We start from the raw sequence: 24,360 nt of genomic DNA, 5'->3' as shown, positions 1-24,360 counted from the left end.
TGGGCTGCGAAGCAGCCCCAAAACCAGCCTCTACAGAGTGTCTGATACACCGCGTTCTTCTTTCCTGGGGCTGCTTCGCAGCCCAGCGCGGGCGGTGCGACGATTCGACAAGCCCGCTCACCACAACAGCTCTATCTGCCGGGGGGACAGCGTTTAGACAAAGTTGTGTAGATACCTATGCCCCTCCCACATGGGTGCTGTGTTGCTCAAACAGTTATCGAACAACTCAAGGCCGCTGTGGTTTCACCGAGGTGCCGAAGGTATTGCCCATGCGCACGCTGGTCGCCGCCGGGGTGGCCAGGCCGACCTTGTTCGGCTGGCGTTTTTCCACGGCAATGCCTTGCGCCTCGCGGTTTTTCTTCGCGGCTTTGGCCGCATTCGTGTCGTTGCCCATCTGCTGGCTCAGGCAGCCATAGTCGGGCGCCTTGTAGCCATCCACCGAGACTTCGGCGCAGTTGCCGGCGTGGGCGTGCAAGGGCAGGGCCGCCCACAGCAACAGGCTGGCGAGGAGCGGTAAGCGTTTCATCAAGGCCTCCTGGCGGGCCCGAGGGGGGGCCGGTTGGTGTACAAGTCTAGTGCAGCGGGCCTCTCGTCACCGTGATGTTTTTTTTGCTATCACCGTAACATCAGGTTCATAAATTGGCCTCAGGATGACGGTTTTCTAGGGCGCGTCGGCCGTGCAGCGATGCAGAGCAGGGGGTGAACAGGGGGGCTGGAGGCGCGCCGTATGCGCCCTGCTCTTGCTGTTGCTGCTGGCCGGTGGTCGCGTCGCGCAGGCGGAGTCATCGCTGCTGCTGTTGAACCTGCCGGCGCAGGACCTGGAACATGCACTGCAAGCGTACAGCCGCGCCACCGGAATGGCGGTGCTGGTCGACCGCGAACTGACGCGGGGCCGGCGTTCCATCAGTGTGCGCGGGCGTTTTACGGCGCAGGAGGCTCTGGCGATGTTGCTGACGGGGAGTGGCCTGATGGCGCGTTATGCACGCGATGATGCGTTCACCTTGCAGTTGCCCGCGGTCAGCCAGCCGTCTGCCACCCGTGGTGCGGCGGCACGCAACGCCGCTCGGATCAACAACAGCTACGCCACGGCCTTGCAGCAGGCCATCGAGGCCAGCCTGTGCCGCTCGCCGCTGACCCGGCCCGGCAGTTTCCGCGCGCTGGTACAGGTGTGGGTCAACCCCCAAGGGCTGATCGAACACAGTCGGTTGGTCAGCTCCACCGGCGACGAACAACGCGATGAAGCACTGGTACGCAACCTGGGCACCACGCGGGTCGAACGACCGGCACCGAGCTCGCTGCGTCAACCGGTGACTTTACTTTTGATGCCCGACACCACAGGAATGCGCATGGAATGCACAGCAGCAAACGGAGCCTGGGGCGGATGAAAAATACCGGGCACAGTACGATGGTCGGCTTGTTCCTGGCCTCCTACGACGACTTCAAGGTACGTTTGCGCAAGCGCCTGGGCTCGGAGGACCTGGCCAACGATGTGCTGCACGAAACCTACCTGCGGGTCGACCGCATGGAAGTGCCGCCCAACCTGGCGCAACCCAATGCCTACCTGTACCGCATGGCCTTGAACATCGCCGCCGACCGCCGCCAGGCCGACGCGCGCCTGCTCACCGGCAGCGAGGTGGAAGAACTGCTGCAAAGCGCCGACGAAGCCCAGGACCCGTCACGGGTGGTGGGCGGCCAGAAAGAAATCCAGTCCCTGGTCAAGGCGCTCTACGAACTGCCGGCCCGCCGCCGCAAGATCCTTATCGCCGCCCGCCTGGAAGAAGCCCCGCACCTGGAAATCTCCCAGCGTTTCGGCATTTCCACGCGCATGGTCGAGAAGGAAATCAAGGCCGCCCTGGGCCACTGCGCCAAGCGCCTGGAAAGAAAAGTGATCCAGCGGTTCGGTCCCGGGGCCGGAAAACCGTCTTAGAGTCGAGTCCCTGATAAAACCGTGAGTATTTGCGCGCTTGAACATTTTTAGCCTCTCCGCCGCCAGCCCCCTGCACGATGAAGCCCGCGACTGGCTGGTCCTGCTGACCTCGGGCCGCGCCACCGTGGCCGATGCCAAGGCGCTCAAGGCCTGGTGTGCGCAAAGCCCCGAGCATGCCCAGGCGTTCGAGCAGGCCAAGGCGATGTGGCAGCAACTGACCCCGGCCCTTGAGCAAGTCTCGCAACCGCGCAGCTTTGGCCGCCGTGCATTCCTGGGCGGCGCGATTGCCGCATCGGCCGCCATGCTCATGGTGCAGGTCGGCTCCCCCGGTGGTTTTGCCGGCCTCACCGCGGACTATCGCACCGAAGTCGGCGAACAGCGCCAAGTGCTGTTAAGCGACGGCGTCAGCCTGGAACTCAACACCCAGACGCGCGTCAGCCGCGTGGGCCAGGGGCTTGAATTGCTCGAAGGCGAAGTCGAGGTGATCGCCCATTCCGCACAACCGCTCAAGATGCTGGCGGGCGAAGGCTGGGTGAGCGCGGCGCAGGCACGTTTCAATCTGCGCAACACCGACCGCACGGTGTGCGTGACCTGTATCGAGGGCTGGCTGTCGGTGGCCCTGGCCGGGCGCAGCGTGCGGCTGGAGAGCGGCCGGCAACTGAGCTACGGCGTGGCCGGCCTGGGCGAACCGGTGGTGGTGGACACCCAGGCGGTCGTGGCCTGGCGCGAACAGGTGCTGGTCTTCAACAACGCCACCCTGGCCACGGTGGTGGACGAAATCAACCGCTACCGGCCGGGGATGCTGGTGCTGCTCAACAAGCAACTTGGCCAACGGCGCGTACAGGCGCGGTTCAGCCTGCAGCAGCTGGCGGGGGTGGCGCTGTTGATCCGGGATGCGTATGGCGCCAAATGCACGCAACTGCCGGGTGGGGTGGTGTTGTTGAGTTGAGGCCTGCCGCTCGTCGGGTAACTCCGATTTTTACGCTGTAAAAGAGCCGCGATCACCCGTTGTTCTACGCCTGTCGCTTTCAGGTATGCCTGTGTGCTCATGGGCTGAGCGACCGGTCTTTCCCCTCTGACAGACCTCCTTTCTTATCTTCTCTGAATTTTCTCTTTTGTTTGTAGGGGAAGAGATTTTTAACGTATGAAAAAACCAGGAAACACGCTCTTCAAGTCTCACTGCCTATCCGATTTCTTCCTTCGACTTACATTGTTCGGAAGCCTCTGACAGTCCTCGAACGGCTGTGTGACAGGCAGGGCGACGCCGTCAAAAACGCCGAACTTTTTGTAACTTTTCCTCTTTTCCTTAAGCGTTTCAGCCTCGGCAGCATGGGTGCTCTTTCCATTTGAGTACCTGTGTGAGGGTGAAGGGATGCCAGCTGTTTTCCGACCTGCGCTGCTGGGGATGGCGCTGCTTTCAGGTCCGCTTTATGCCGCGTCCACCGTGTCGCCCGGCGACCGTGAACTGGCCCGCGAACGTCAGCAAAAAGTGTTGGAGGAACAGCGTCGCCGCCTTGAGGACCTGCAACACCTGCCGGGCCAGATCACTGCACCAACCGCCCCCGCGCCGCTGGACGACGGCCAGTGCATCACCCTCACGCGCATCAATGTCGAAGGCGCTGCGTTGCTGTCGGCGGCCCAGCGGCAGGCGCTGCTGGAACCCTGGCAGGGGCGGTGCATGGGGGTGCCTCAACTCAACGCAGTGCTCAAAAGTCTCACTGATCATTACCTGCATCGCGGCTACGTCACCACCCGCGCCTACCTGCCGCAGCAGGACCTGAAAAATGGCGAGCTGACCATCATTGTGGTGGAAGGACGCCTTGAAGGACTCGACAGCTCATCGCTGGCCAGCCCGCTGGAGTCCGCCATGACCTTCCCCGGCACCGTGGGTGAGGTGCTCGACCTGCGTGAGCTGGAGCAATGGGTGGATCAGCTGTCGCGCTTGCCCTCGCGCCAGCCGCAGCTTGAGGTCCTGCCGGGGCAGGCGGTGGGCGGCAGTCGCGTGACGCTTAAAGGCGAGCGCTTCAAACCCTGGCGCGTCTCGGCCAACCGTAACAACCATGGCGATACCAGCACCGGTCGCCAGCAGGCCGGTATCGGCCTGGATTGGGACAGCCCCCTGGGCCTGGCGGATCAGTTGAACCTGCGGGCCAACCGCGACACCGTCAGCGACCGCTGGCGCCATTCCCACAGCCAGAACCTGTTCTACAGCCTGCCGTATGGTTGGTGGACCTTCAATTTCAGCCACGGCCAAAGCTACTACCGCACGCGTAACGACCTCTCCGGGTTTGCCTTTGCGCTGTCAGGTGAAACCTCCAGCCAGCAGTTGCGCGCCGAACGCGTGCTGCACCGCGATAACCTGGGCAAGACGGCATTTAACCTGGGCCTGAGCCATCTGCGCACCCGCAACTACCTGGAAGACGCGCTGCTGCGCACCTCCAGCCATCGCATCACTGAGCGTCAACTGGGCTTCAACCATGGCCGCCGAATCGGCAATGCCTTTCTCAATCTCGATGCCGGTTGGCAACAGGGCATCGGTGCCCTGGACGCCCAGCGCGATCTCTCCAGGCAGCGCGGCGCGCCTACCTCGCGCTATCAGAAATACACCCTGACCCTCAGCTATTTGCAGTCCTTTCGCTGGCTGGGCCAGTACTGGAGTGTCGACAGCCTTGCTACCGGCCAACACGCCGAAGACGAACTCTATGGACCACAACGCCTGAGCGTCGGCGGCCTTGGTGCCGTGCGCGGGTTTCAGCAACAGAACCTGTCGGGCAACAGCGGCGGCTACTGGCGCAGCCAGGTGCGCTGGCGCCAACCGGTTGCCTGGGATGCGCTGCGCCCCTGGGTGCACGAAGTGGGCGTGGGCTTTGGCTACGACGTCGGTGTGATCAGCCGCGGCCCGCATAACCCTGAGGTGGCCGGGCGCCTTACCGGCCATGCCTGGGAGTTCAGCGCACGCGGCACTCACCTTGCGGCGTCGCTGGTGCTCGCCCGTTCCCTGGAGCGCCCGGCCGTCGTTGAACGCCGCGAACACCCGATCTACGCCCGAATCGAGCTGTTTTTCTAATAACAACAAGGAACCTTGCCTATGGACGTGCGCAGCCCGTTTCACCAGTGCCTGGCCCTGAGCCTGGCGGGAATCATCTTCCTCAACCCCATTGTTGCCGCCGCCGCAGAGCTGAGCGTGGACCCGGCCAGCCCTGGCACCAGCGTCGGTCATGCACCCAATGGCGTGCCGGTGGTGAATATCGCCGGGCCCAATGGCAGCGGGCTGTCCCATAACCTGTTCACCGACTACAACGTCGGCAGCCAGGGGCTGATCCTCAATAACGCCACCCAGGCCACGCAACACACCCAACTGGGGGGTGTGATCCTCGGCAACCCAGGCCTGCAAGGGCGAGCCGCCAGCGTGATCCTCAACGAAGTCACCGGTGGCAACCGCAGCCACTTGGGGGGCTACACCGAGGTGGCCGGGCAGGCCGCGCGGGTGATCGTCGCCAATCCCCATGGCATCACCTGCAATGGCTGCGGGTTTATCAATACGCCTCGCGCGACATTGACCACCGGCAAGCCAGTGATCGAGGGCGGGCGGCTGGATCACTTTCGCGTAGAGGGCGGCGATATTGCGGTGGAGGGCGCCGGGCTCAATGCACGCAATGTCAGCCAGTTCGACCTGATTACCCGTACGGCCAAGCTGAATGCGCAGTTGCATGCCGACCACCTCACCGTCATCACCGGCCGTAACGATGTCAGCGCCGACAGTTTGCAGGCCCACGCCCATGCCGAGGATGGCCGGGCCAAACCGCAACTGGCCATCGACGCCAGCGCACTCGGCGGGATGTACGCCGGGACGATTCGCCTGGTGGGCACTGAACAGGGCGTAGGCGTAAGGCTGGCGGGCGATATGGCCAGCACCGCCGGCGACATTGTGATCAACGCCAATGGCGGCCTGAGCCTGTCCCACACCACCAGCGTCGGCGCACTCACTGCCAGGGCCGAGTCGATTGACTTGCAGGGGCCGACCTTTGCGATGGGGGATGTCGACCTGCAGGCCCAGGGCGACCTGGTGGTGCGGCAAACCCTGGCCAGTGCCGCAAATGTGAGCGTGGAAGGCACCTCGGTCAGCAACCAGGGCAAGGTTGTCAGTGGCATCCTGGAAGATCGGCGTATCGCGGGCAAACAGCTGACCATCCAGGCCCAGCGCCTGGATAACCAGGGTGAACTCAACGCCAGTGGCCACCTGGAAATCACCAGCGGCAGCCTCGATAACAACGGCCGGATCGCCGCCGACAGCGCGAGAATCGAAGCTCGCCAGACCCTGAGAAATAACGGCCAGGTCGTCACCGCCCGCGAACTGGACATTGTCGCCCATCAGGCCGTCAACCACGCCGGGACGATTCATGCCGAAGGCGATCTGAGCCTGGTCGCCGACACTGTCGAGAACAGCGGCAAGATCGTGGGGGCGGGCAGTGAGCTGAGTATTGCGGCCGGCACGTTCACCAACGCTGGCGAACTGCTCGGCGACCACCATCTGCAACTGCAGATCGATGGCGATCTGAAGAACACCGGCCTCATCGCCGCCAAAGGCGATGCCGTCATCAGCGCATCAAACCTCACCCAAGACCACGGCCAGATCCTCAGCGGTCAAGACATCCAACTGCGCGTGCGCGATGTACTGCACAACCTCGGCGTGCTCAGTGCAGCGCGGCATATGCAGATCAATGCCGCTCAGTTGAATAACCATGGGAGCGTCGGCAGCCAGGGCCATTTCCTGCTCACTGCCAACGTCACCAACACCGGCCTGCTGTTCAGCGGCGGCGACCTGCACGTGCGCGGCGAGCATTTCAGCAACCTCGAAGGTGATCTCTACAGCGTCGGTGATTTCAGTTTCAGCGGCACGCGCTTCAGTAACCTCTCCGGCAGCGTGGAAACCGAAGGCAACCTGCACATCAACGCCCGCGAGTTCGAAAACGCCCGCACCCACCTTGCCCTCGAACGCGAACTGGTCGGCGGCAGCATCCAGTGGGTCTGCGGCCAGCACTGCGACGGCGACGACAGCTTCAAGCGCGGCACCATCTATATCAGCGAAACCTGGCGCGAAACCGCCGCGCCCAACTCCACCCAGGCCGCGCGACTGGTGGCCGGCAAACACCTGAGTATCGACGCGCATACCCTGGAAAACCGCTACAGCCTGCTCGCCGCCAATGGCGACATGCACCTCGCCGCCCACCGCCTTATCAACCAGGGCGCGGCCTCCCAGACCGGTACTTCCAGCACCATCATCGGCACCCCCGGGCGCATCGACAAAGCCCTGTGGGACCAGATGGAGTTCCACGACCTGCCGGCCTTCAACAACGCGCCGTTCGACCCGGTGCGCTTTGCCGAACTCAAGGCACGCTCGACAGGGGAGGGCTTCAGCAACCCCGGCACACTCACGACCTGGCGCGAGGATGGCCGCGCAGTCTATGCCGCCACCCTGCAAGCCGGCGGCAGCCTCAACCTGCAGGCCAGCGAGTACCTGCAAAACGGCACCCTGCGTGAAAACACCCTGGCGCAACTGACGGGCGAAACAGGCCACAACCCCAACGACCTCGAACTGAGCCCTGATCGCCTCAGCGAAGACCTGACCCAACCGCCGGAATTCCAACTGCCCAGCGGTGAATACGGGCTGTTTATCCCCAGCAGGAATCCGGGCAGCCCCTACCTGATTGAAACCAATCCCCTCTTCACCCACCTTGCCAGCTTTCTCAGTTCCCAGTACCTGCTCGACAAGATCGGCTACAACAACGACGAAGCCTGGCGGCGCCTGGGGGACGGCTATTACGAAAGCCGCCTGATCCGTGACGCCGTGCTGGCGAAGACCGGGCAACGCTTTCTCGCCGGGCTGGAGAGCGACGAGGAACAGTTCCGCTACCTGATGGACAACGGCCTCAGCGCCCGCGACAGCCTGCAACTGAGTGTCGGCGTCGGCCTCACCGCGCAGCAGGTGGCGGCCCTGACCCACGACATCGTGTGGATGGAAAAACGCCAGGTGCAGGGCGAAGACGTGCTGGTGCCGGTGCTGTACCTGGCAACGGTCGATGCCCATAACCTGCGGGGCGGCAGCCTGGTGCAAGGCCGGGATGTCAACCTGGTCAGCGGTGGCGATATCGTCAGCGTGGGCACCTTGAAAGCCTCGCAGGATCTGACCGCTATCAGCGATGGCAGCCTGCTCAATGGCGGCACGATCAGCGCCGGTGACCGCATCAGCCTGCTGGCCAGCGACAGTATCCGCAATGCGATGGCCGGTGAGATCCGTGGCAGTCACATCGATCTCACCAGCGTGAGCGGCGACATCATCAACGAACGCACCGCCCACGCCAGGCATCAGGGCGACGGCACCCTCGTCACCCATCTCGACACCGCCAGCCGGATCAGTGCCGGACAGCAACTCACGCTCAATGCCGGTCGTGACATCACCAACCGTGGTGATATCAACAGCGCTGGCGATGCCAGCCTGAGTGCGGGGCGCGACATCAACCTCATCGCCGTCACCGACACCCAACAGGTCCGCACCACGGAAAACGGCGGCCACCGCGTCACCCAACACAGCCGCACTGAACAGCTCGGCGCCAACCTCAACGCCGCCGGTAACCTGAGCCTGCACGCCGGGCGCGACATCACGCTATTGGCCAGCCAGGCCAACGCCGGCAAAGACCTGACCGTCGCCGCCGGTGGCAACCTCCACCTATTGGCCGCCGCCAACGAGACCGATCATGAGGTCAACAGCAAACGCGACGGCGCCAGGGTCCATGAGCAAACCACCCAGGTCCGCCACGTGGGCAGCCAGCTCACTGCCGGCGGCACCCTTACCGCCAGTGCGGGGCAAGACATCGTGCTGCACGCCAGCCAGGTTCGCAGCGGCAAGGATGCGTATCTGGTGGCCGGTGGGCAGTTGCAGCTGCTGAGTGCCAATGACAGCGACTACAGCCTGTATGACTACAAGAAAAAAGGCAGCTTCGGCGCACTCAAGACCCAACGCGACGAAGTCACCGACCTGCGCGCGGTGGGCAGCCAGGTCACCACTGGCGGCAACCTCAACCTGATCAGCGGCGGTGACCAGCTTTATCAAGGGGCCAGGCTGGAAAGCGCTGCGGACATCGCCATCACCAGTGGTGGAGCGGTGACCTTCGAAGCGGTGAAGGACCTGCATCAGGAGAGCCACGAGAAGACCAACAACAACGCATTCTGGGTGTCATCCAAGGGCAAGGGCAGCACTGACGAAACGCTGCGCCAGAGTCAGCTGGTTGCCGGGGGCGCCATTGCGATCAAAGCCGTCGACGGTTTGAAGATCGACATCAAGCAGGTCAACCAGCAGAGCGTCACCCAGTCCATCGATGCGATGGTCAAGGCCGACCCGCAATTGGCTTGGCTCAAGGACGCAGAGCAACGCGGGGACGTGGACTGGCGTCAGGTCAGGGAAGTCCACGACAGCTTCAAGTACAGCCACTCCGGGCTGGGCCCCGCCTCGCAAATGATCATTGCCATCGTGATGTCGGCAGTCATCGGGCCCATGGCGGCGGCTGCCGCGGGGGGCGGCGTAGGCGGCGCCATGGTCGGTGCAGTAGCCACCGGCGCGTCGACCAATGCCGGCGTCAGCGTGGTCAATAACCGGGGCAATCTCGGTGCGGTTCTCAAGGATGTGACGGCGTCCGATGCCATCAAGGGCTATGGGATTTCGGCGATCACTGCCGGGCTGACGGTGGGTCATTTCGATCGGTGGACCGACACCCACACCCAGACCGACATAGGCAAAATTGTTACATCCGGCTCGCTGGGCACCTGGAGCGGTGTCGGCCAGTTCGCAGCCAACCAGGCGCTGCAGAACGGCACCTCTGTGTTGCTGAACAAAGCCCTGGGGCAGGGCGGCAGTGTCAGTGACGCGCTGAAAAATGCCTTGTTCAACACCTTGGCGGCCGCCAGCTTCAACCTGGTCGGGGATTACACGAAAAACCTCCTGGCGGACGGCTCGGCCCCGAAGGTGGTGATTCACGCCATGGTCGGTGGGTTGCTGGCGGAAGCCACCGGCGGCGACTTCAAAACCGGCGCATTGGCTGCGGCGGCGAGCGAAGCGCTGGTTGGCCACCTGGATGACTTGGTCAAGGGCAACGACAACCTGCTCACCATGAGCTCGCAGATCGTCGGCGTGCTCGCGGCTGCGGCGCAGAGCGATACGGACGCAGCCAAGCTGGAGACCGGCAGTTGGGTGGCGAAGAACGCCACGCAATACAACTACCTGTCACACAACCAACTGGAGCGAGCCGCCAAGCAGATAACGCGATGCACCGACGCCTCCTGCATCGAAGACACGACGCGCAAATTCATAGAACTGAGCCTGCAGCAGGACATTGACGCGATAGTCAGCTGCCAGGCCGACCCCGACTCTTGCGCCGCACGCTCCATGGAAGTCGCCAACACCCAGGCGAACCTCAACGCCATCCGCGATATCGCTGACGACGCCTCGCCTGAGGCCCGGGCAGCAGTACAGAACCTTATCAACGGCAACTACGAATTCCAGGAAATGTTAGCGACCGCCACGACCGAGCACTCGGTGGGTGCGATGGTCGATTCGCTCAAGGCGAAATGGGAACTGAGCGACGCTCAGGCGCAGGACATTGCGGACAATTTGAAGATCGCGCTGGCGGTTGGGGTGGGGACTGCGGCGGGGGTGGTGGCTTATAGGCGGGCTGTGGCGGCGTGGTCGAAAAAAGATTTAACACCTAATGACTTTCCAACGGTAGCTGGCAAAATTAGTCAGAAACAACTTAGACATATCGCTGGAAGGCCCGAGCTTGAGGCCCGAGGAGGCGGTGGTTTTTTGAACAGTGTTGATGACGCACAAAAGGTACTAGATGCTTACCGCATAGGACAGGTCAAGATTTTGGGCAAGAATGCTCAAGGGTATCCGGTGGTAAAATTTGAAAATGTAACCGGAACTAATGTTAACGCTGGAGTAGGAATAACAAACCAGCCAACCAATGTTTTTATCATCAAAGGTACAAAAAGCCCGAGTGTCGTTCCCACCAATCCTAATTGGATACAGAAATGAATAATGCTGAATTAGAAGCTTGGAATTTTCAGGTGTTAATGCTTAGTCAAGCATTGTTGGGTGGGATAACTCCAAATTTCCGGATGGTGGTTTTATCCCGTGAAAGTGGTGTTTGGCTGATTAAGTTTTATCTTGAAAAGCATATTGCGGATGATATTTCTGAGATAGAGGATCTCATGTGTCAATATACTGCATATCAAGGGGTGAGTCTGAAGTGTAGGTCGGAAATTTTCGTTGGGAGTGAAAGTCTACCTAATATGTCTGGGGTTGATAGGGCCGTTTACCGTCGCAAAGAATGATTTCGCAAGGTCAAGGGAGTATCTATTTAGTGTGGGCGTCGAAAGTAATTTCGACTCGAGCCTTTCACTGGGAAAATAATTTGGTAAAAACGTCCTATAACGACATCTGAAAAATATTGCGCAGCAAATTTTACCGATAAGGCAGGCAGTTTGATAACAGCTTTCCCAGCTAAGGCAGCGAACTAATGCCATCTCTCCCAGTGTATGTATGGCGTGAACTTCAATTGGCTATGACGCTGCTGGATGAGAATTCATCTTTAAGGGAGGTTTTTGTGGTGGTTCTTTCGTGGATTAGGGGGGACTACAAATGCTTCACGGTTGAGCCGTTTTCGACCTATAGGTTTGATGAGTTTTCGCACATTGATGAGAATTTAATGCCGGTTGAATTTTCATCATTTCTACTTAGCGATATAGCTCATTTGAAGAAGGTAATTTTTGGGTGTCAAGCTAATGAGACAGAGGCTATTGCGAGATTTCTACGTGACACACTGGAACAGTTGATAACTGTTGAGGTCGATAGGAAATGCCCTAGGTGTCTATCCGACGGGATGCGAATTTTTATCGGTAGATATAACGGGTTGCTTGCTTTCCAGTGTAACGTCTGTGGTCATTCCACTTACTCAGATAGTTATAAGGTGGGTAGTGGAGAGTTGGAGTTTGTGAACGAGAAAAAACTACGAGAACTCAACATGATTTAATGGTGCAAAAGCGGCGGGGGTTGCGGACGAAACTGCCGGTTCAATAAGGAACGTCAATCCAGGTTATCCAGACGCTGGGCGAACTCATAACTGCGTTAATTGTTCAATTGCTACTGATGTAACACTGGCAGGTAATCCAGCATCTGCATTGCCGATAAACTCCACCAAGGGTGTTCCGTTGACCGTGCTGGAGAAGCAATATGGAGCTAAGTTTAGCGGTGTGTCTTCACCCGAAACCATCACCCAGCACATGATTGGTGGTGGGGACGGCGCACGTGGGATTGTGTTTGGCTCCTATGGTCCAGGTCAGCCAGGCCATGTATTCAACGTGGTTAATCAGAATGGGGCTATTCGTTATCTCGATGGGCAGACTGGAAAGCCGGCAAATAAGAGTGATTTTAAGACATTGCAGCTACTGAGAACTAACTAATGATTACCTACGAATACGCTTTGGAAAGAGCTCAGGAATATTTGAAAGACTCTGAGATTGCTTTGCAGCTAACACATGAGGGCGAGTTCTCTGAGGGATGGTTTTTTTGCTATCAATCTAAAGAGTATTTGGAGACAGGGAGTCTGTCGGCTCAACTGGCTGGAAACGGACCATTCCTGATTGATAAGGAAACTGGAGAGCTTCATATTTTAGGGACCGCCAAGCCGCTGAAAGAATATCTTGATCACTATGTAATCAGTAAGTCAAAAAAATAAGATTGGTTTTTCGGTGCAAAAGCAACAGTCAGTTCTCCGTTAAAACTTGGCGAAACCAAGGTAATCAACGATGTCAGCACGACTCGTGTAGGAAGGTGGATGTCTCCTGATGAGCGGGTGCAGATGCAAAATACAAATAAAGTGGTGCAAGGCGCTGGAGTACAAACCTTTATTTCGACTAATGGCATCTCCGACTTTAAAGAAGCTGCACCCAGAGGCTCTGTCTATGTTGAGTTTGATTTTCCAGCTAACAGCTTGCTTCAGGGCGGGAATTTTGCGGAAATAACCCTTGTTGAGGATAATTCATGCTCTTTGACCCAGTCAAAACCAGATTCAATGGTTTCAGTGAGGCAATGCTTAAATGGCAATTGGAGGCGCAGTATGATCCAAAGCGGCCAATGGGGAATGTTGCCAAGTCTGATTTGTCCGATGTGATTTCAGCATGGCTAGTTGGCCTCCAAGGCGAGATTGCACCGGTACTTCCCCGCTCTCTGCAATGGATAGATAAGGCCATAGAAAACGACGAGGAATTCGGGCCAGACATTAATGCTCACAGGACAATATTGCACTGGGCAAAAGCTCTGGGTGAATGGATGGAAACGGGCTGGAATTCTGAAGGCGAATGGGGCGCGGCCCGTGTGTATGAGGAAGCTCGCTGGCGTTACGAAAAACGCCCTTGGTCAACGCATGATATTGTCAAAACTGGCCTGGATGACTACATGGCTTTTGCATATCAGAGCGGCGAACACGACGAAGGCTTTGAGGCAGGTATTGAGATGTATCAACGTTGGAGTGGCAAAAGAGAAATATTGCTATCCAGCGCTTTGAAGCCCCGAGACTTTGGCTATGCTTTGTGCCTTCATCGAACGGCCCGTCAGGAGTTTAATGAAGACGAACTTTTTAAAGCTGGTAGAAAAATGCTTCAGGCCAATTTGCAAAAAATTTGGTTGGGCGGTGGGCAATATATTCGTGCAGCTACGTGGCTCAAGATTGTCTACTGGCACAACGATGAAGCTCTGACACCGTTACAAACTGTTTTGAAAGCATACGAAAACATGCCTAAAGTACCTCGGCCGGATTTTGTTTCAATAGTATGATCTTTTTGTAATGTCGAATCGATTTGGGGCAAAAGCGACAGGTGGTGCCGGTGAAAGTGCAGGCGCCATGCGCCGATTGGACTATGAAGGTGTTCCCTACCACGGAAAAGTCGATAATGCAGTTAATAGTCGAGCTCCGGTTAATGGTCAAGAAGCGCTAGATTTTTCGATTCAAATTAAACGGAGTCTGACCCCGAGTGATCTCAGATGATTGCCAGTTTTGAGACTGGGGGTTATCCATCAACACCTGTAGGAAAGTTGGTTGGTACGCAATCTACGATGCCGGATGGTTCGCGTGTCCGTGTCATGCAAGCAGATAGCCGTAGTCCTCAGAGGGCTTCGTTTGAAAATGCTAATGGTGGGCCAATAGATCCAACAACGTGCAAGCCACCACAGCCACCAAAAGGTATTTCTAAAATCGAAATAAAACAGTGGATTAGAGAAAGAACGCATATTGAGCAGGTGGACTAATGTTTGATTTTTTAAAGCTTGTCATGTCATTTTCCTCACTTCGTATTAATAGTATTGAGTGGGATGGTGATTTTTTGAACGTTTCTGGAGACGGTTGGAGCTTTAGCAGTAGTAGTGCCTGGAGGGTGTCTAAGGATGAAGATATGTTGTTTGCATGTTGGGATGAACAGGCAAGTGTACGTATTAAAGAGTTGGTAGGGCTTTCAGTTGGAAGTGTGTCGTGGATCGCCCAGAATCAACCAGTAGATCCATCTTTTACACTTTCTGATGGTAGAAGGATTGATGTGTTTTGCTCTTCTGTTTGCGAGCCTTGGGTAATGACTCTTCCGAATAATATTGTTTATGTTGGGAATTCATAGGTGCAATAGGAGGCAAGTGGCGCCAGCCCCTTATTGATCAGGTTTAAAGCAGAATGAAAAATGTAGGTGTTCTTGCCGCAATGACAATATCTGTCTTAGGTCCAGCCTCTGACGTTGACTGTTTTTTTAAGTCAGTTGTGTTTTTTCTTGAGGGTGGCAAAAGAGGAAGCAAGTATCCCTTGGTTGCAGAGAAGCTTTGTTGCCGATATTTAAGCAAAAACGAACTGGCTGAGTTAAAGATGGATTTAGAGAGTGTAAGGGCTGAATTTAATAGCATTCCTGCGGATGGATTTGATATAAACGCTTTCGGGGTGGGCGTGGAAAATACTCGTTTGCTTTTGAATGGTAATACTCTGGCTGACATCTTTGCTCGCTTCTTCAAAATTATTTTTGATGCTGTCGAATGTTCAGATATTTTTTATAAAGAGTTTAATGAGTACGTCCCTTTGAGAATCGGATTTACCGACGCGCCTGACTATATTTTTGATGTGAATCGTTCCGAAGACTTGTATAACTCTCTTGCTTCTGACGAATTACCGTTCTGGCGTCGCTGATCTGTAGAAATTCTATTTTTTATTTAGCACCGGCCTCGCGCCGGTGTTTTTGCACCCTACCTGCACCCTTTCTGCAGTTAAGTGGGGGGTAAACGGGGTCTGACCGAGTGATCCCCAGATCACCCAACAGGTGTTCCAACGCTAATCTCAGAGACAAAGTTGACTCAAGGCGCAGGAAGATATAACTATGTCGTTCTTCAGGATGGTCAGTTAGTGAACCGACTGCTCTGCAATGGCTTGCGCTCGCCAGCTACATGAGAAGCGCGTGTGGGGGACGGCTATCTCAATGGCCCCACCACCTGCCGATACCTCTCCACCCCCTGCGGCGTCTCCCGCACCAAACTGATCTCCAGTCCCAACGGATCCTCACGCCGATTCCCGCTCAACTGCCGCCAGCCTTTATCCGCCTCCCACACACGCACCTGCAAATCACGGACCCCGCTCAACACCACCACCCCATCCTTCGCCGCCGGCAGCGGATAGCGATCCCGCGCGGGTGCGGCAGCGCGATACAAACGGTCGCCCTTGAGCCACCAGCGCACCCGTTGCAGGCCATCGCCGGCGACGGGTGCGCTGCGAATGATGTCCAGCCGAAAGCCTTTGCTGTCGGAACTGCGCACGGTGACCGCCGCCGGTCCATCGAGCTTTTCTGCACTGTTCTTTGAGGGCTCCGGGGTGTTCAGTTCGACGCTGGCGCGCAGGCTGATGTCGCGCTGCAGTTGGTTGAGGGCGCGCAGCAGCACTTCGGTCTGTTCGCTGCTCGCCTGCAGGTGCTGGTCGGCGCGGGTGACGCTGTCCAGCCCGCGCCAGGCGATTACGCTGACCACGGCCATGAGCATGATCGCGACCATCACTTCGATCAGGGTGAAGCCTTGTTCGGAGCGCTTCATGGCTGGCTCACCACGCGCATCAAGCCGGCGGTGTCGCGTTGCAGGCTGAGGCTGTGTTGGCCGTCGGACAGCACGATGCGCACGGGTGGGTTGATCCATTCGGCGTCGAGCACCAGGGTTTGCCGGGGTTCGATATCGATGTGCATCGGCGTGCTTTCCCACAGGCGCGGACGCAGTTGGGTGTCGCCCTGGAACGCTTCGACGCCGCTGCCATCGTCGGTGCGGCGGTTGAAGCGAAAGCCCTTGGCGTCGGCGCGCCAGGTGATCGGGCGGCCGTCTGCGCGGGCTTCGGCCTGGGCCACTTGCAGCAGTTGGCTCAGGCGCTCGGCGTCCTTGCGCAGCAGGTGCAGCGGGTCGGGCTTGATGGTCAGGCTGATGGCGGCGCTGGCGATGCCGATGATCACCAGCACCACCATCAACTCGATCAGGGTGAAGCCTTGCTGTTTCATCGGTAGGCCCCTCGAAAGCTGGTGAGCTTGTGAAATAAAAACGTGCGAATTGGCCTGTAGGCTGGTGCCATGGACAAACAGGAGGTCCTTCCCATGGCATTTACCCTGCGTTTCTCACCGGCCCACGGTGTACAGATCGTGGCGTTGCTGGCGGCATTGGCCGGTGTGGCGGTCTGGACGCCGCTGTTGCTGACGTCCGCCGAGTCCCATACGCCCCAGGCCGCGCCCCAGGTGCTGGCGGCGCGCAGCGATAACCCGGCGCTGCAATGGTTTTCCAATGCGCCGGCGGCGTTGCAGGTCAAGGTCTCTGGGGTGCTGGCCGGGGCGCGCGGTGCGGTGGCGATCCTCAGTCTCAACGACGGCCCGCCGCGCAGTTTCCTGCTGGGCGAGCGCCTCAGCCCCGGCGTGCGGCTTACGGCCATCGAGGGCGACGGAGTCGAGATCGAGCGCGGCGGCGAGAAGCTGCGCGTCAACCTCGACAAATTGCCCGATGGGCCGGCCTTGCCGCGGCTCACTCGGCCCTGACCTGTGTCTCCACGCGGGCCAGCGGCGGCGCCTCGTGGCTGGCGTCGAGCACCTGCACGTTGACTTGAAACAGGCGGCCATCGCGGCTGATGGTCTGCTCGCACCGCAGCTTCAAGCGCCCCTGGTCACAGCTGAAGGTCTTTGTGCCGTCGCGCAAATGCCCTTCCAGGCGCAACTCCGCCAGGCGACTCTGCGCCGCCAGCAACCCCATGGATTTGTCCCGCAGCAGGCCGTTGCCCTGGGTCATCAACCCGGCCACGCGGATGGCAGCAGCCATCGCCACAGCGATAATCGCCAGCGCCACCAGCACCTCGATCAGGGTAAAACCTTGCTCCTTGCGACGGCCGTACATGGGGTTCTCAAAGCCGGGAAACAGGCCCGCAGACTAGCGCCGGCAGTTGACCGATTGGCGACCGAAACTCCCGAGGATTTTCAATACGACTGACATGTGTTCTTGCAACACTGCGCCACGAAATGTACCCAAGCCAAGGAATGTCGAGATGGATATCGCGCGCCTAACATCCCCATTGCCAGGCCCTCGCGGCCAGCGTGGCTTCACCTTGATCGAGATCATGGTGGTGGTGGTCATCCTCGGGATCCTCGCGGCGATGGTGGTGCCCAAGGTCCTCGATCGCCCGGACCAGGCGCGGGCCACCGCCGCGAAACAGGACATCGGCGGGTTGATGCAGGCGTTGAAGCTGTATCGCCTCGACCACGGCACTTACCCGAGCATGAACCAGGGCCTGAAAGTGCTGGTGGAACGCCCGGCGGATGCCAAGAACAATAACTGGCGCGCCTACCTCGAGCGTTTGCCCAACGACCCTTGGGGCCACCCTTACCACTACCTCAATCCGGGCGCCAACGGTGAGGTCGATGTGTTCTCCCTGGGCGCCGATGGCCAACCGGATGGCGATGGCGTCAATGCCGATATCGGCTCCTGGCAGTTGTAAGGCGCGCCATGAAAGGGTATTCGCCCCCAGCGGCGAAGCAGCGCGGCATGGCGATTATCAGTGCCTTGCTGATCGCGGCGGTGGTGGCGGTGATCGCCGGCGGCATGCTCACGCGCCAGACCGTATTCACCCGCAGCCTGGAAGCCGAACAGTCGCGCGTGCAGGGCCAATGGCTGTTGCTCGGTGGTCTTGAACGCAGCCGGCAGATGCTCTGGGAAGCCCGCCAGAAGGACGTGCTGACCCGCCTTGACCAACCTTGGGCGCGGGCCCAGGCCGGCGTGTTCGAGGGGCGGATAGACGATGAACAGGGCAAGTTCAACCTGCGCAACCTGGTTAACCGCCAGCAGCCCGACGCCGAGCAATTGCAGAGCTTCGAGCGCCTGTGCCGCACCCTGGGCGTGGCCCCGGCCGTGAGCCGGCGCATCAGCCAGCGGGTGATTGCTTCCTATGAACAGAACGGGCAGCCCGCCAAATACCCGATGCTGCGCAGCCTCGACGACCTCAGTGGCCTCGAAGGCCTGACCCCGGAGGTGTTGCAGCGCCTGCAGGCGTACGTCAGCGTGCTGCCCGGCAATACCTGGGTCAACGGCAACACTGCCAGCGCCGAAGTGCTCAGCGCGGTGGTGCCGCAGCTCAGCCTGTCCCAGGCCCACGGGCTGGTGGCCGAGCGCGACAACGGGCATTGGTTTATCAACCGTGGGGATTTCGTCAACCGTCTGCACTTGCCCCAGGTGGAGTTGGAAGCGGTGCAAGTGGGCATTACCAGCGAGTGGTTTCGCCTCCAGGGCCAGGCGCGACGCGAGCGCCGGCGGGTGACAATCGACGCGTTGCTGCACCGCCCCGAAGACCGTGAGCCCAAGGTGATCTGGTCGCGGGTGGGCGTATGAAACGCTTGCGCATTGCCTTGCCGCCGCTGGATCAGGTCAGTGCTGAAAGCCAGGTGAAATTTGCCTGGATCGAGCGTGGCGTGGTGGTGTCCGAGGGGCAGGAAAGCCTGGCGCAATTGGGCAAGAGCCGGCAGGCGGTGGACTGCTTTCTGCACCCGCATGACAGCCTGCTCACCAGCCTGGAGCTGCCGCCATTGCCCGCAGCAAAAAACCAGGCGGCGGTGGCCTGTGCGGCCCAGGCGCTGATCCTCGGGCCGGTGGAACAAATGCACGTGGCCCACGGCCCGCGCGAAAGCGATGGGCGCGTGCAGGTGGGCTGGGTGCCCAAGGCCGGGCTGGAGCGACTGGGCCAGGTCTTGGCCCAGGTGCAGCTCAAGCTGCGCGGCCTGTACCCGGCGCCCTATGCGTTGCCGGTGGGGGCGGCGGCGTTGGACGACGGCTATCTGTTGACCCGCGACAGCCTGCAACAGGGCGCTGTGCACCCGCTGGGGTTGCAGGCGCTCGACGTGCCGCTGGTGGCGGAGGCGCAGCGTTGGAGCGGCGCGGTGCCTGGCTGGGGCTTGCATGCTCGCCTCGGTCAAGCCTCCGGTGCCGGATGGGGCAGGGCGCTGGCTTGTGTGGCGCTGGCCGCTGCCATCTGGACCGTCGGCCTCAACCTGTATGCCGCGCGCCAGGTCGACGAAGGCCAACGGCTCAAAGCGTTGATGAACCAACAGGTGCGCCAGGCGTTTCCTGAATTACCGGTGGTGCTCAACCCTTTGCAGCAGGCCCGTCAACAGTTGGCCGCACGTCAGAGCGGCGCGGCTGCCGATTCGGGCCAACGCTTCAGCAGCCTGCTGCAACTGGCAGGCAGCAACCTGCCCTTTATGGTGGGCAGCGTCGATAACCTGAACTTTGAGCAGGGCACCTTGCACCTGGCGTTACTCGCCGACAGCCGCAACCCGGCGGCCGAGGGTGAGTGGCAGGCCGCGTTGGCCCAGGCCGGTTTTGCCGCCATGCGCGATGAGCAGGGCTGGAGCATCGGCCCGGCGCCGGCCACGGAAAAACCGGAGGCCGGCGATGAATAGGTGGCTGCGCCTGCGCACCCAGGCCCAGGTGTTCTGGAGCGGCCTGGCCCTGCGCGAGAAACGCCTGCTGATCGGCGCCGGGCTGGTGTTGGCAAGCCTGCTGACCTGGCTGGTGCTGGTGCAGCCGGCGTTGAAAAAGATCGACTACTGGCAGGCCGAAACCCCCAGGCTGCGCGCCCAGGCCGAAGCCTTGCAGGGGCTGTTGCAGGACGTCGCCGCGGCGCGCCAGGCCGACGAAGCCGCGTTGCGCCAGGCCCTGGACAGTGCCGGCCTGCAAGGGCATTACCAGGTGCAGGCGCTGGAGGCCGGCGGTTGGCGCCTGACCTTCGACAACGCCCCGGCCGACGCCGTGGTGGGCTGGCTGCTGGGCAATCCCCGTTCATTTTCCCTGGAGGTGTCCGAGGCGCGTTTGCAACGTGCTGCGGATGCCGTCGATAACTCGGCCGGCACTGTGTCCGGGACCGTTCGCATGGATCAGGCGCCTGGCGCTAAGGAAGCTTCATGAAGTGGTCAGTCCTCCCTTTTCGCAAGGCCGCGCCGTTGCTGTTGCTGGCCTTGAGTGCGTGCAGCAGCCCGTCAACCACGCCGTTACTGGTGGACAGTGAGCTTGGCCAACCCCTGGCCGATACCCGGCGCAGCGGCGATACCCTGCTGGATCGCCAGCGCGACGAAGCGCCGAAACCGCGGGTCCAGCACCCGGTGACCAACAGCGTCCGTGGCCAGGCCCCGGCGCCGGTCAAGGCGCGCAACCCGCTGGGTGACCAGCCGGTGCAGCTCAACTTCGTCGATGCCGATATCCAGGCGGTGGTGCGCGCGCTGTCCCGTGCCACCGGCCAGCAGTTCCTGGTGGACCCGCGGGTAAAAGGCAAGCTCACCCTGGTCAGCGAAGGCCAGGTGCCGGCCCATCAGGCCTACGACATGCTGCTGGCGGCGCTGCGCATGCAGGGCTTCAGCGTGGTGGATGTGGGCGGCGTGGCCCAGGTGGTGCCGGAGGCCGATGCCAAGTTGCTCGGCGGGCCGATCTACAGTGCCGGCAGCAGTGGCATGCAGACGCGCACCTTCCGCCTGCAGTATGAAAACGCGGTGAACCTGATCCCGGTGCTGCGTCCCATCGTGTCGCCGAACAACCCGATCAACGCCTACCCCGGCAACAACAGCATCGTGATCACTGACTATGCGGAAAACCTCGCGCGGGTCGCCCAGATCATCAGTGGCATCGACACCCCCAGCGCCATCGATACCGATGTGGTGCAGATTCAGAACGGCATTGCCGTGGACATCGCCGCCATGGTTTCCGAGCTGCTGGAAACCCAGGGCGCCGACCAGACCCAGAAGATCAACGTGGTCGGTGACCCGCGCTCCAATTCGATCATCGTCCGTTCCGGCAGCCCCGAACGTACGGAGCTGGCGCGCAACCTCATCTACAAGCTCGACAATGCCCAGAGCAACCCCAGCAATATGCACGTGGTGTACCTGCGCAACGCCCAGGCGGCCAAGCTGGCCCAGTCGTTGCGCGGGCTGCTCACCGGCGAGAGCGATTCCGGGGTAAGCGATGATGGGCGTGGCAAGCTCAGCGCCATGGGCGGCAATGGCAATAACGGGCAGGGCACGAGTAATGCCCAGAACAGCAGCGGCACGCCCACCGGCAGTGGCGTGCAGTCGGGCTATGGGCAAGCCACCGGTTCCAGCACCAGCACCAGTAATGGCAATACCGCCAACGAGCAGGACACCGCGTTCAGCGCCGGCGGCGTGACCATCCAGGCCGACGCCACCACCAACACCCTGCTGATCTCCGCGCCGGACCCGCTGTACCGCAACCTGCGGGAAGTGATCGACATGCTTGACCAGCGCCGCGCCCAGGTGGTGATCGAAAGCCTGATCGTGGAAGTGGGCGAGGACGATGCCACCGAGTTCGGTGTGCAATGGCAGGCCGGCAACCTGGCGGGCAGAGGCGGCTTCGGCGGGGTGAACCTGGGCGGCAGCGGTGTCGTGGGCACGCCGACCAGTCCCACCAGTATTGATGTGCTGCCCAAGGGCCTGAATATCGGCGTGGTCAATGGCACTGTGGATATTCCGGGGATCGGCAAGGTGCTCGACCTCAAGGTGCTGGCCCGTGCCTTGAAGAGCAAGGGCGGCACCAACGTGCTGTCCACGCCGAACCTGCTGACCCTGGACAACGAAGCGGCGAGCATTTTCGTGGGGCAGACCATTCCATTCGTCACCGGCAGTTATGTGACCGGTGGCGGCGGCACCAGCAATAACCCGTTCCAGACCGTGCAGCGCGAAGAGGTGGGGCTCAAGCTGAATGTACGCCCGCAGATCTCCGAAGGCGGCACGGTGAAGCTGGATATCTACCAGGAGGTCAGCACCGTGGACACACGGGCGTCGGTGTCGGCGGGCACGGTGACCAACAAGCGCGCGATCGATACCAGCATCCTGCTCGACGACGGGCAGATCATGGTGCTGGGCGGGCTGTTGCAGGACGGCTACAGCCAGAGCAATGACGCGGTGCCGTGGCTCTCGGATATTCCGGGGTTGGGGGCGTTGTTTCGCAATGAGAAGCGCAGTGTGAGCAAGACTAACCTGATGGTGTTCCTGCGGCCTTACATTATTCGCGACAGTGGCGCGGGGCGTAGCATTACCTTGAACCGCTATGAATTCATGCGTCGTGCCCAGAGTGGGTTGCAGCCGGAGCACAGCTGGGCGATGCCGGATGTGCAGGCGCCGCAATTACCGTCGGTGGAGAAGGCGATTCCGGGTGGGCAGCAGCAGGGGCCGCGGGCGGTGATTCGGGCGGTGCCGGTTTCTGGAAATGCACGGCCATGAGTTCGAGTGGAGATCTAAATGTGGGAGGGGGCTTGCTCCCGATAGCGGTGGGTCAGTTTCAAATTGGCTGGCTGACACACCCTCATCGGGAGCAAGCCCCCTCCCACATTTGGACCGCGCTCGGTCAGGAAGATGTCTTGTGAGCCTTCTCCCTTATGCCTGGGCCAAGTCCCAACGCATCCTCCTGCGCCCCGGCGACGACGGCATGCTGCTGACCGTCTGCCCCTCCACCCCCGGCTGGTCCATCAGCGAAGTACGGCGCCAGTTCGGCCAGGCCCACCTCGAGCAGGTACGCGACGATGAACTCGACGGCCTCCTCGCCAGTGCTTATGCCGATACGGGAAGCGCCGCCGCCGTGGTGGGCGCGGCGGAAAACGAGGTCGACCTCGACCGCCTGATGCAGGACATGCCCGAAATCACCGACCTGCTCGACACCCAGGACGGCGCGCCGGTGATTCGTATGATCAACGCCTTGCTCACACAGGCAGCGCGGGACGAGGCCAGTGATATTCACATTGAACCGTATGAAACCCACTCCGTGGTGCGTTACCGCGTCGACGGCACCCTGCGGGATGTGGTGTCGCCGCGTAAGGCATTGCATGGCGCACTGGTGTCGCGGATCAAGATCATGGCCCAGCTCGACATCGCCGAAAAACGCCTGCCCCAGGATGGCCGTATCGCCCTGCGCGTGGCCGGGCGGCCGATTGATATTCGTGTGTCGACCGTGCCCACCGGGCATGGCGAGCGCGTGGTGATGCGCTTGCTCGACAAGCAAGCCGGGCGTTTGCAACTGGAGACCCTGGGCATGGAGCCGCAGTTGCTGGCGCGCCTCGACACCTTGATTCGCCAGCCCCATGGCATTGTGCTGGTCACCGGGCCCACGGGCAGCGGCAAGACCACCAGCCTGTACGCCGCCCTGGCACGGCTGGATGCGAGCACCAGCAATATCCTCACCGTGGAAGACCCGGTGGAATACGACCTGCCGGGCATCAGCCAGATCCAGGTCAATGCCAAGATCGACATGACCTTCGGCCTGGCGCTGCGGGCGATCCTGCGTCAGGACCCGGACATCATCATGATCGGTGAAATCCGCGACCTGGAGACCGCGCAAATCGCGGTGCAGGCCTCGCTCACCGGGCACTTGGTGCTGGCGACCCTGCACACCAACGATGCGGTGTCGGCGGTCAACCGCCTGATCGATATGGGCGTCGAGCCGTTCCTGCTGGCCTCGTCACTGCTGGGCGTGCTGGCGCAACGCCTGGTCCGCCGCCTGTGCCCGCATTGCAAACAGGAAGACCCGGCCGCGCCCGGCACCTGGCGCCCGGTGGGCTGCGCGCAGTGCAACCAGATCGGCTACAGCGGGCGGACCGGTATCCATGAATTGTTTTGCGTCGACGACGAGGTGCGCAGCCTGATCCACCAGGGCGCCGGCGAGCAGGATCTGCGCGTGGCGGCGCGGCGTGCGGGGATGTTCAGCATGCGTGAAGACGGCGAGCGCTGGGTGCGCAGCGGCGCCACCGCGCCCGAAGAAATCCTGCGCGTGACACGGGACGCCTGATGAATCGCTA

Annotated in this window: 22 protein-coding genes; 18 read left to right on the top strand and 4 right to left on the bottom strand. The window is 60.5% G+C overall.

The features are described from left to right. Positions 1–226 precede the first annotated feature (226 nt). Complete coding sequence (locus BFP99_RS17195) at positions 227–526, bottom strand: hypothetical protein (RefSeq protein WP_065947777.1); 300 nt, start codon at positions 524–526, stop codon at positions 227–229. A gap of 214 nt (positions 527–740) precedes the next feature. Between BFP99_RS17195 and BFP99_RS17190 the strand changes: the two genes are divergently transcribed. The 11 genes from BFP99_RS17190 (at position 741) to BFP99_RS17150 (ending at position 15,198) form a co-directional block, all read left to right on the top strand. Beyond that, the gene (locus BFP99_RS17190; RefSeq protein ID WP_065947776.1) at positions 741–1,385 is read left to right on the top strand and encodes a secretin and TonB N-terminal domain-containing protein; all 645 of its coding nucleotides are present in this window, start codon (positions 741–743) and stop codon (positions 1,383–1,385) included. Next, a complete protein-coding gene (locus BFP99_RS17185; protein ID WP_027607555.1) occupies positions 1,382–1,927 on the top strand; it encodes an RNA polymerase sigma factor in 546 nt (181 codons plus the stop codon). The genes BFP99_RS17190 and BFP99_RS17185 overlap by 4 nt, the downstream gene beginning before the upstream one ends. 37 nt (positions 1,928–1,964) lie before the next feature. Next, on the top strand, positions 1,965–2,876 hold the full coding sequence (locus BFP99_RS17180; RefSeq protein WP_065947775.1) for a FecR family protein: 912 nt from the start codon (positions 1,965–1,967) through the stop codon (positions 2,874–2,876). 423 nt (positions 2,877–3,299) lie between these two features. Beyond that, complete coding sequence (locus BFP99_RS17175) at positions 3,300–4,994, top strand: ShlB/FhaC/HecB family hemolysin secretion/activation protein (protein WP_065947774.1); 1,695 nt, start codon at positions 3,300–3,302, stop codon at positions 4,992–4,994. A gap of 21 nt (positions 4,995–5,015) precedes the next feature. Next, positions 5,016–11,015, top strand: a complete 6,000-nt coding sequence (locus BFP99_RS17170; RefSeq protein WP_065947773.1) for a two-partner secretion domain-containing protein — start codon at positions 5,016–5,018, stop codon at positions 11,013–11,015. Beyond that, positions 11,012–11,314, top strand: coding sequence for a hypothetical protein (locus tag BFP99_RS32220; RefSeq protein WP_083221212.1), 303 nt, complete (start codon positions 11,012–11,014; stop codon positions 11,312–11,314). Before BFP99_RS17170 ends, BFP99_RS32220 begins: the two co-directional genes overlap by 4 nt. Before the next feature lie 741 nt (positions 11,315–12,055). Continuing rightward, the gene (locus BFP99_RS32215) at positions 12,056–12,442 is read left to right on the top strand and encodes a toxin glutamine deamidase domain-containing protein (protein WP_083221211.1); all 387 of its coding nucleotides are present in this window, start codon (positions 12,056–12,058) and stop codon (positions 12,440–12,442) included. Then, positions 12,442–12,717, top strand: a complete 276-nt coding sequence (locus BFP99_RS17160; RefSeq protein ID WP_027607551.1) for a YrhB domain-containing protein — start codon at positions 12,442–12,444, stop codon at positions 12,715–12,717. Before BFP99_RS32215 ends, BFP99_RS17160 begins: the two co-directional genes overlap by 1 nt. A gap of 305 nt (positions 12,718–13,022) precedes the next feature. After that, positions 13,023–13,814 (top strand): hypothetical protein, encoded by a 792-nt coding sequence (locus BFP99_RS17155; RefSeq protein WP_065947772.1) that lies wholly within the window; start codon positions 13,023–13,025, stop codon positions 13,812–13,814. Positions 13,815–14,284: 470 nt separating this feature from the next. Further along, a complete protein-coding gene (locus tag BFP99_RS32905; RefSeq protein ID WP_141690793.1) occupies positions 14,285–14,644 on the top strand; it encodes a hypothetical protein in 360 nt (119 codons plus the stop codon). 53 nt (positions 14,645–14,697) lie between these two features. Beyond that, a complete protein-coding gene (locus BFP99_RS17150; protein WP_083221210.1) occupies positions 14,698–15,198 on the top strand; it encodes an Imm70 family immunity protein in 501 nt (166 codons plus the stop codon). A 278-nt stretch (positions 15,199–15,476) separates the two neighbouring features. On the opposite strand, the gene BFP99_RS17145 is transcribed toward BFP99_RS17150, so the two are convergent. Beyond that, positions 15,477–16,088, bottom strand: coding sequence for a type II secretion system protein GspJ (locus BFP99_RS17145; protein WP_065947771.1), 612 nt, complete (start codon positions 16,086–16,088; stop codon positions 15,477–15,479). Further along, entirely contained in the window at positions 16,085–16,537 is a 453-nt protein-coding gene (gene gspH, locus BFP99_RS17140; RefSeq protein ID WP_065926284.1) for a type II secretion system minor pseudopilin GspH, read from the bottom strand. The genes BFP99_RS17145 and gspH overlap by 4 nt, the downstream gene beginning before the upstream one ends. A gap of 93 nt (positions 16,538–16,630) precedes the next feature. On the opposite strand from gspH, the gene BFP99_RS17135 reads away from it, so the two are divergent. Then, positions 16,631–17,062 (top strand): type II secretion system protein N, encoded by a 432-nt coding sequence (locus tag BFP99_RS17135; protein ID WP_027607547.1) that lies wholly within the window; start codon positions 16,631–16,633, stop codon positions 17,060–17,062. On the opposite strand, the gene gspI is transcribed toward BFP99_RS17135, so the two are convergent. Then, positions 17,049–17,414 carry a type II secretion system minor pseudopilin GspI gene (gene gspI / locus BFP99_RS17130; protein ID WP_065926283.1) on the bottom strand — a complete coding sequence of 122 codons (366 nt, stop codon included), beginning with the start codon at positions 17,412–17,414 and terminating at the stop codon, positions 17,049–17,051. The two genes, BFP99_RS17135 and gspI, sit on opposite strands and share 14 nt — an antisense overlap. Positions 17,415–17,562: 148 nt before the next feature. Here gspI and gspG point away from each other — a divergent pair, with 148 nt between their 5' ends. From gspG to gspE, 6 genes are all read left to right on the top strand, one after another. Next, positions 17,563–18,012 carry a type II secretion system major pseudopilin GspG gene (gene gspG, locus BFP99_RS17125; protein ID WP_049708805.1) on the top strand — a complete coding sequence of 150 codons (450 nt, stop codon included), beginning with the start codon at positions 17,563–17,565 and terminating at the stop codon, positions 18,010–18,012. A gap of 8 nt (positions 18,013–18,020) precedes the next feature. After that, positions 18,021–18,899 (top strand): type II secretion system minor pseudopilin GspK, encoded by an 879-nt coding sequence (gene gspK, locus BFP99_RS17120; protein ID WP_083221209.1) that lies wholly within the window; start codon positions 18,021–18,023, stop codon positions 18,897–18,899. Then, positions 18,896–19,966, top strand: a complete 1,071-nt coding sequence (gene gspL, locus BFP99_RS17115; RefSeq protein ID WP_065947770.1) for a type II secretion system protein GspL — start codon at positions 18,896–18,898, stop codon at positions 19,964–19,966. Before gspK ends, gspL begins: the two co-directional genes overlap by 4 nt. Then, entirely contained in the window at positions 19,959–20,471 is a 513-nt protein-coding gene (gene gspM, locus BFP99_RS17110; RefSeq protein ID WP_065947769.1) for a type II secretion system protein GspM, read from the top strand. Before gspL ends, gspM begins: the two co-directional genes overlap by 8 nt. After that, entirely contained in the window at positions 20,468–22,792 is a 2,325-nt protein-coding gene (gene gspD, locus BFP99_RS17105; protein WP_065947768.1) for a type II secretion system secretin GspD, read from the top strand. Before gspM ends, gspD begins: the two co-directional genes overlap by 4 nt. Positions 22,793–22,931: 139 nt before the next feature. After that, entirely contained in the window at positions 22,932–24,350 is a 1,419-nt protein-coding gene (gspE, locus tag BFP99_RS17100) for a type II secretion system ATPase GspE (RefSeq protein WP_065939826.1), read from the top strand. The last annotated feature ends 10 nt before the right edge of the window (positions 24,351–24,360 follow it).

The sequence above is a fragment of the Pseudomonas sp. 1 R 17 genome (genome assembly GCF_900067035.1).
GTDB lineage: Bacteria > Pseudomonadota > Gammaproteobacteria > Pseudomonadales > Pseudomonadaceae > Aquipseudomonas > Aquipseudomonas marginalis.
Note: the sequence above shows the minus strand (reverse complement) of the source record. Positions and strands in the feature narration are given on the sequence as shown.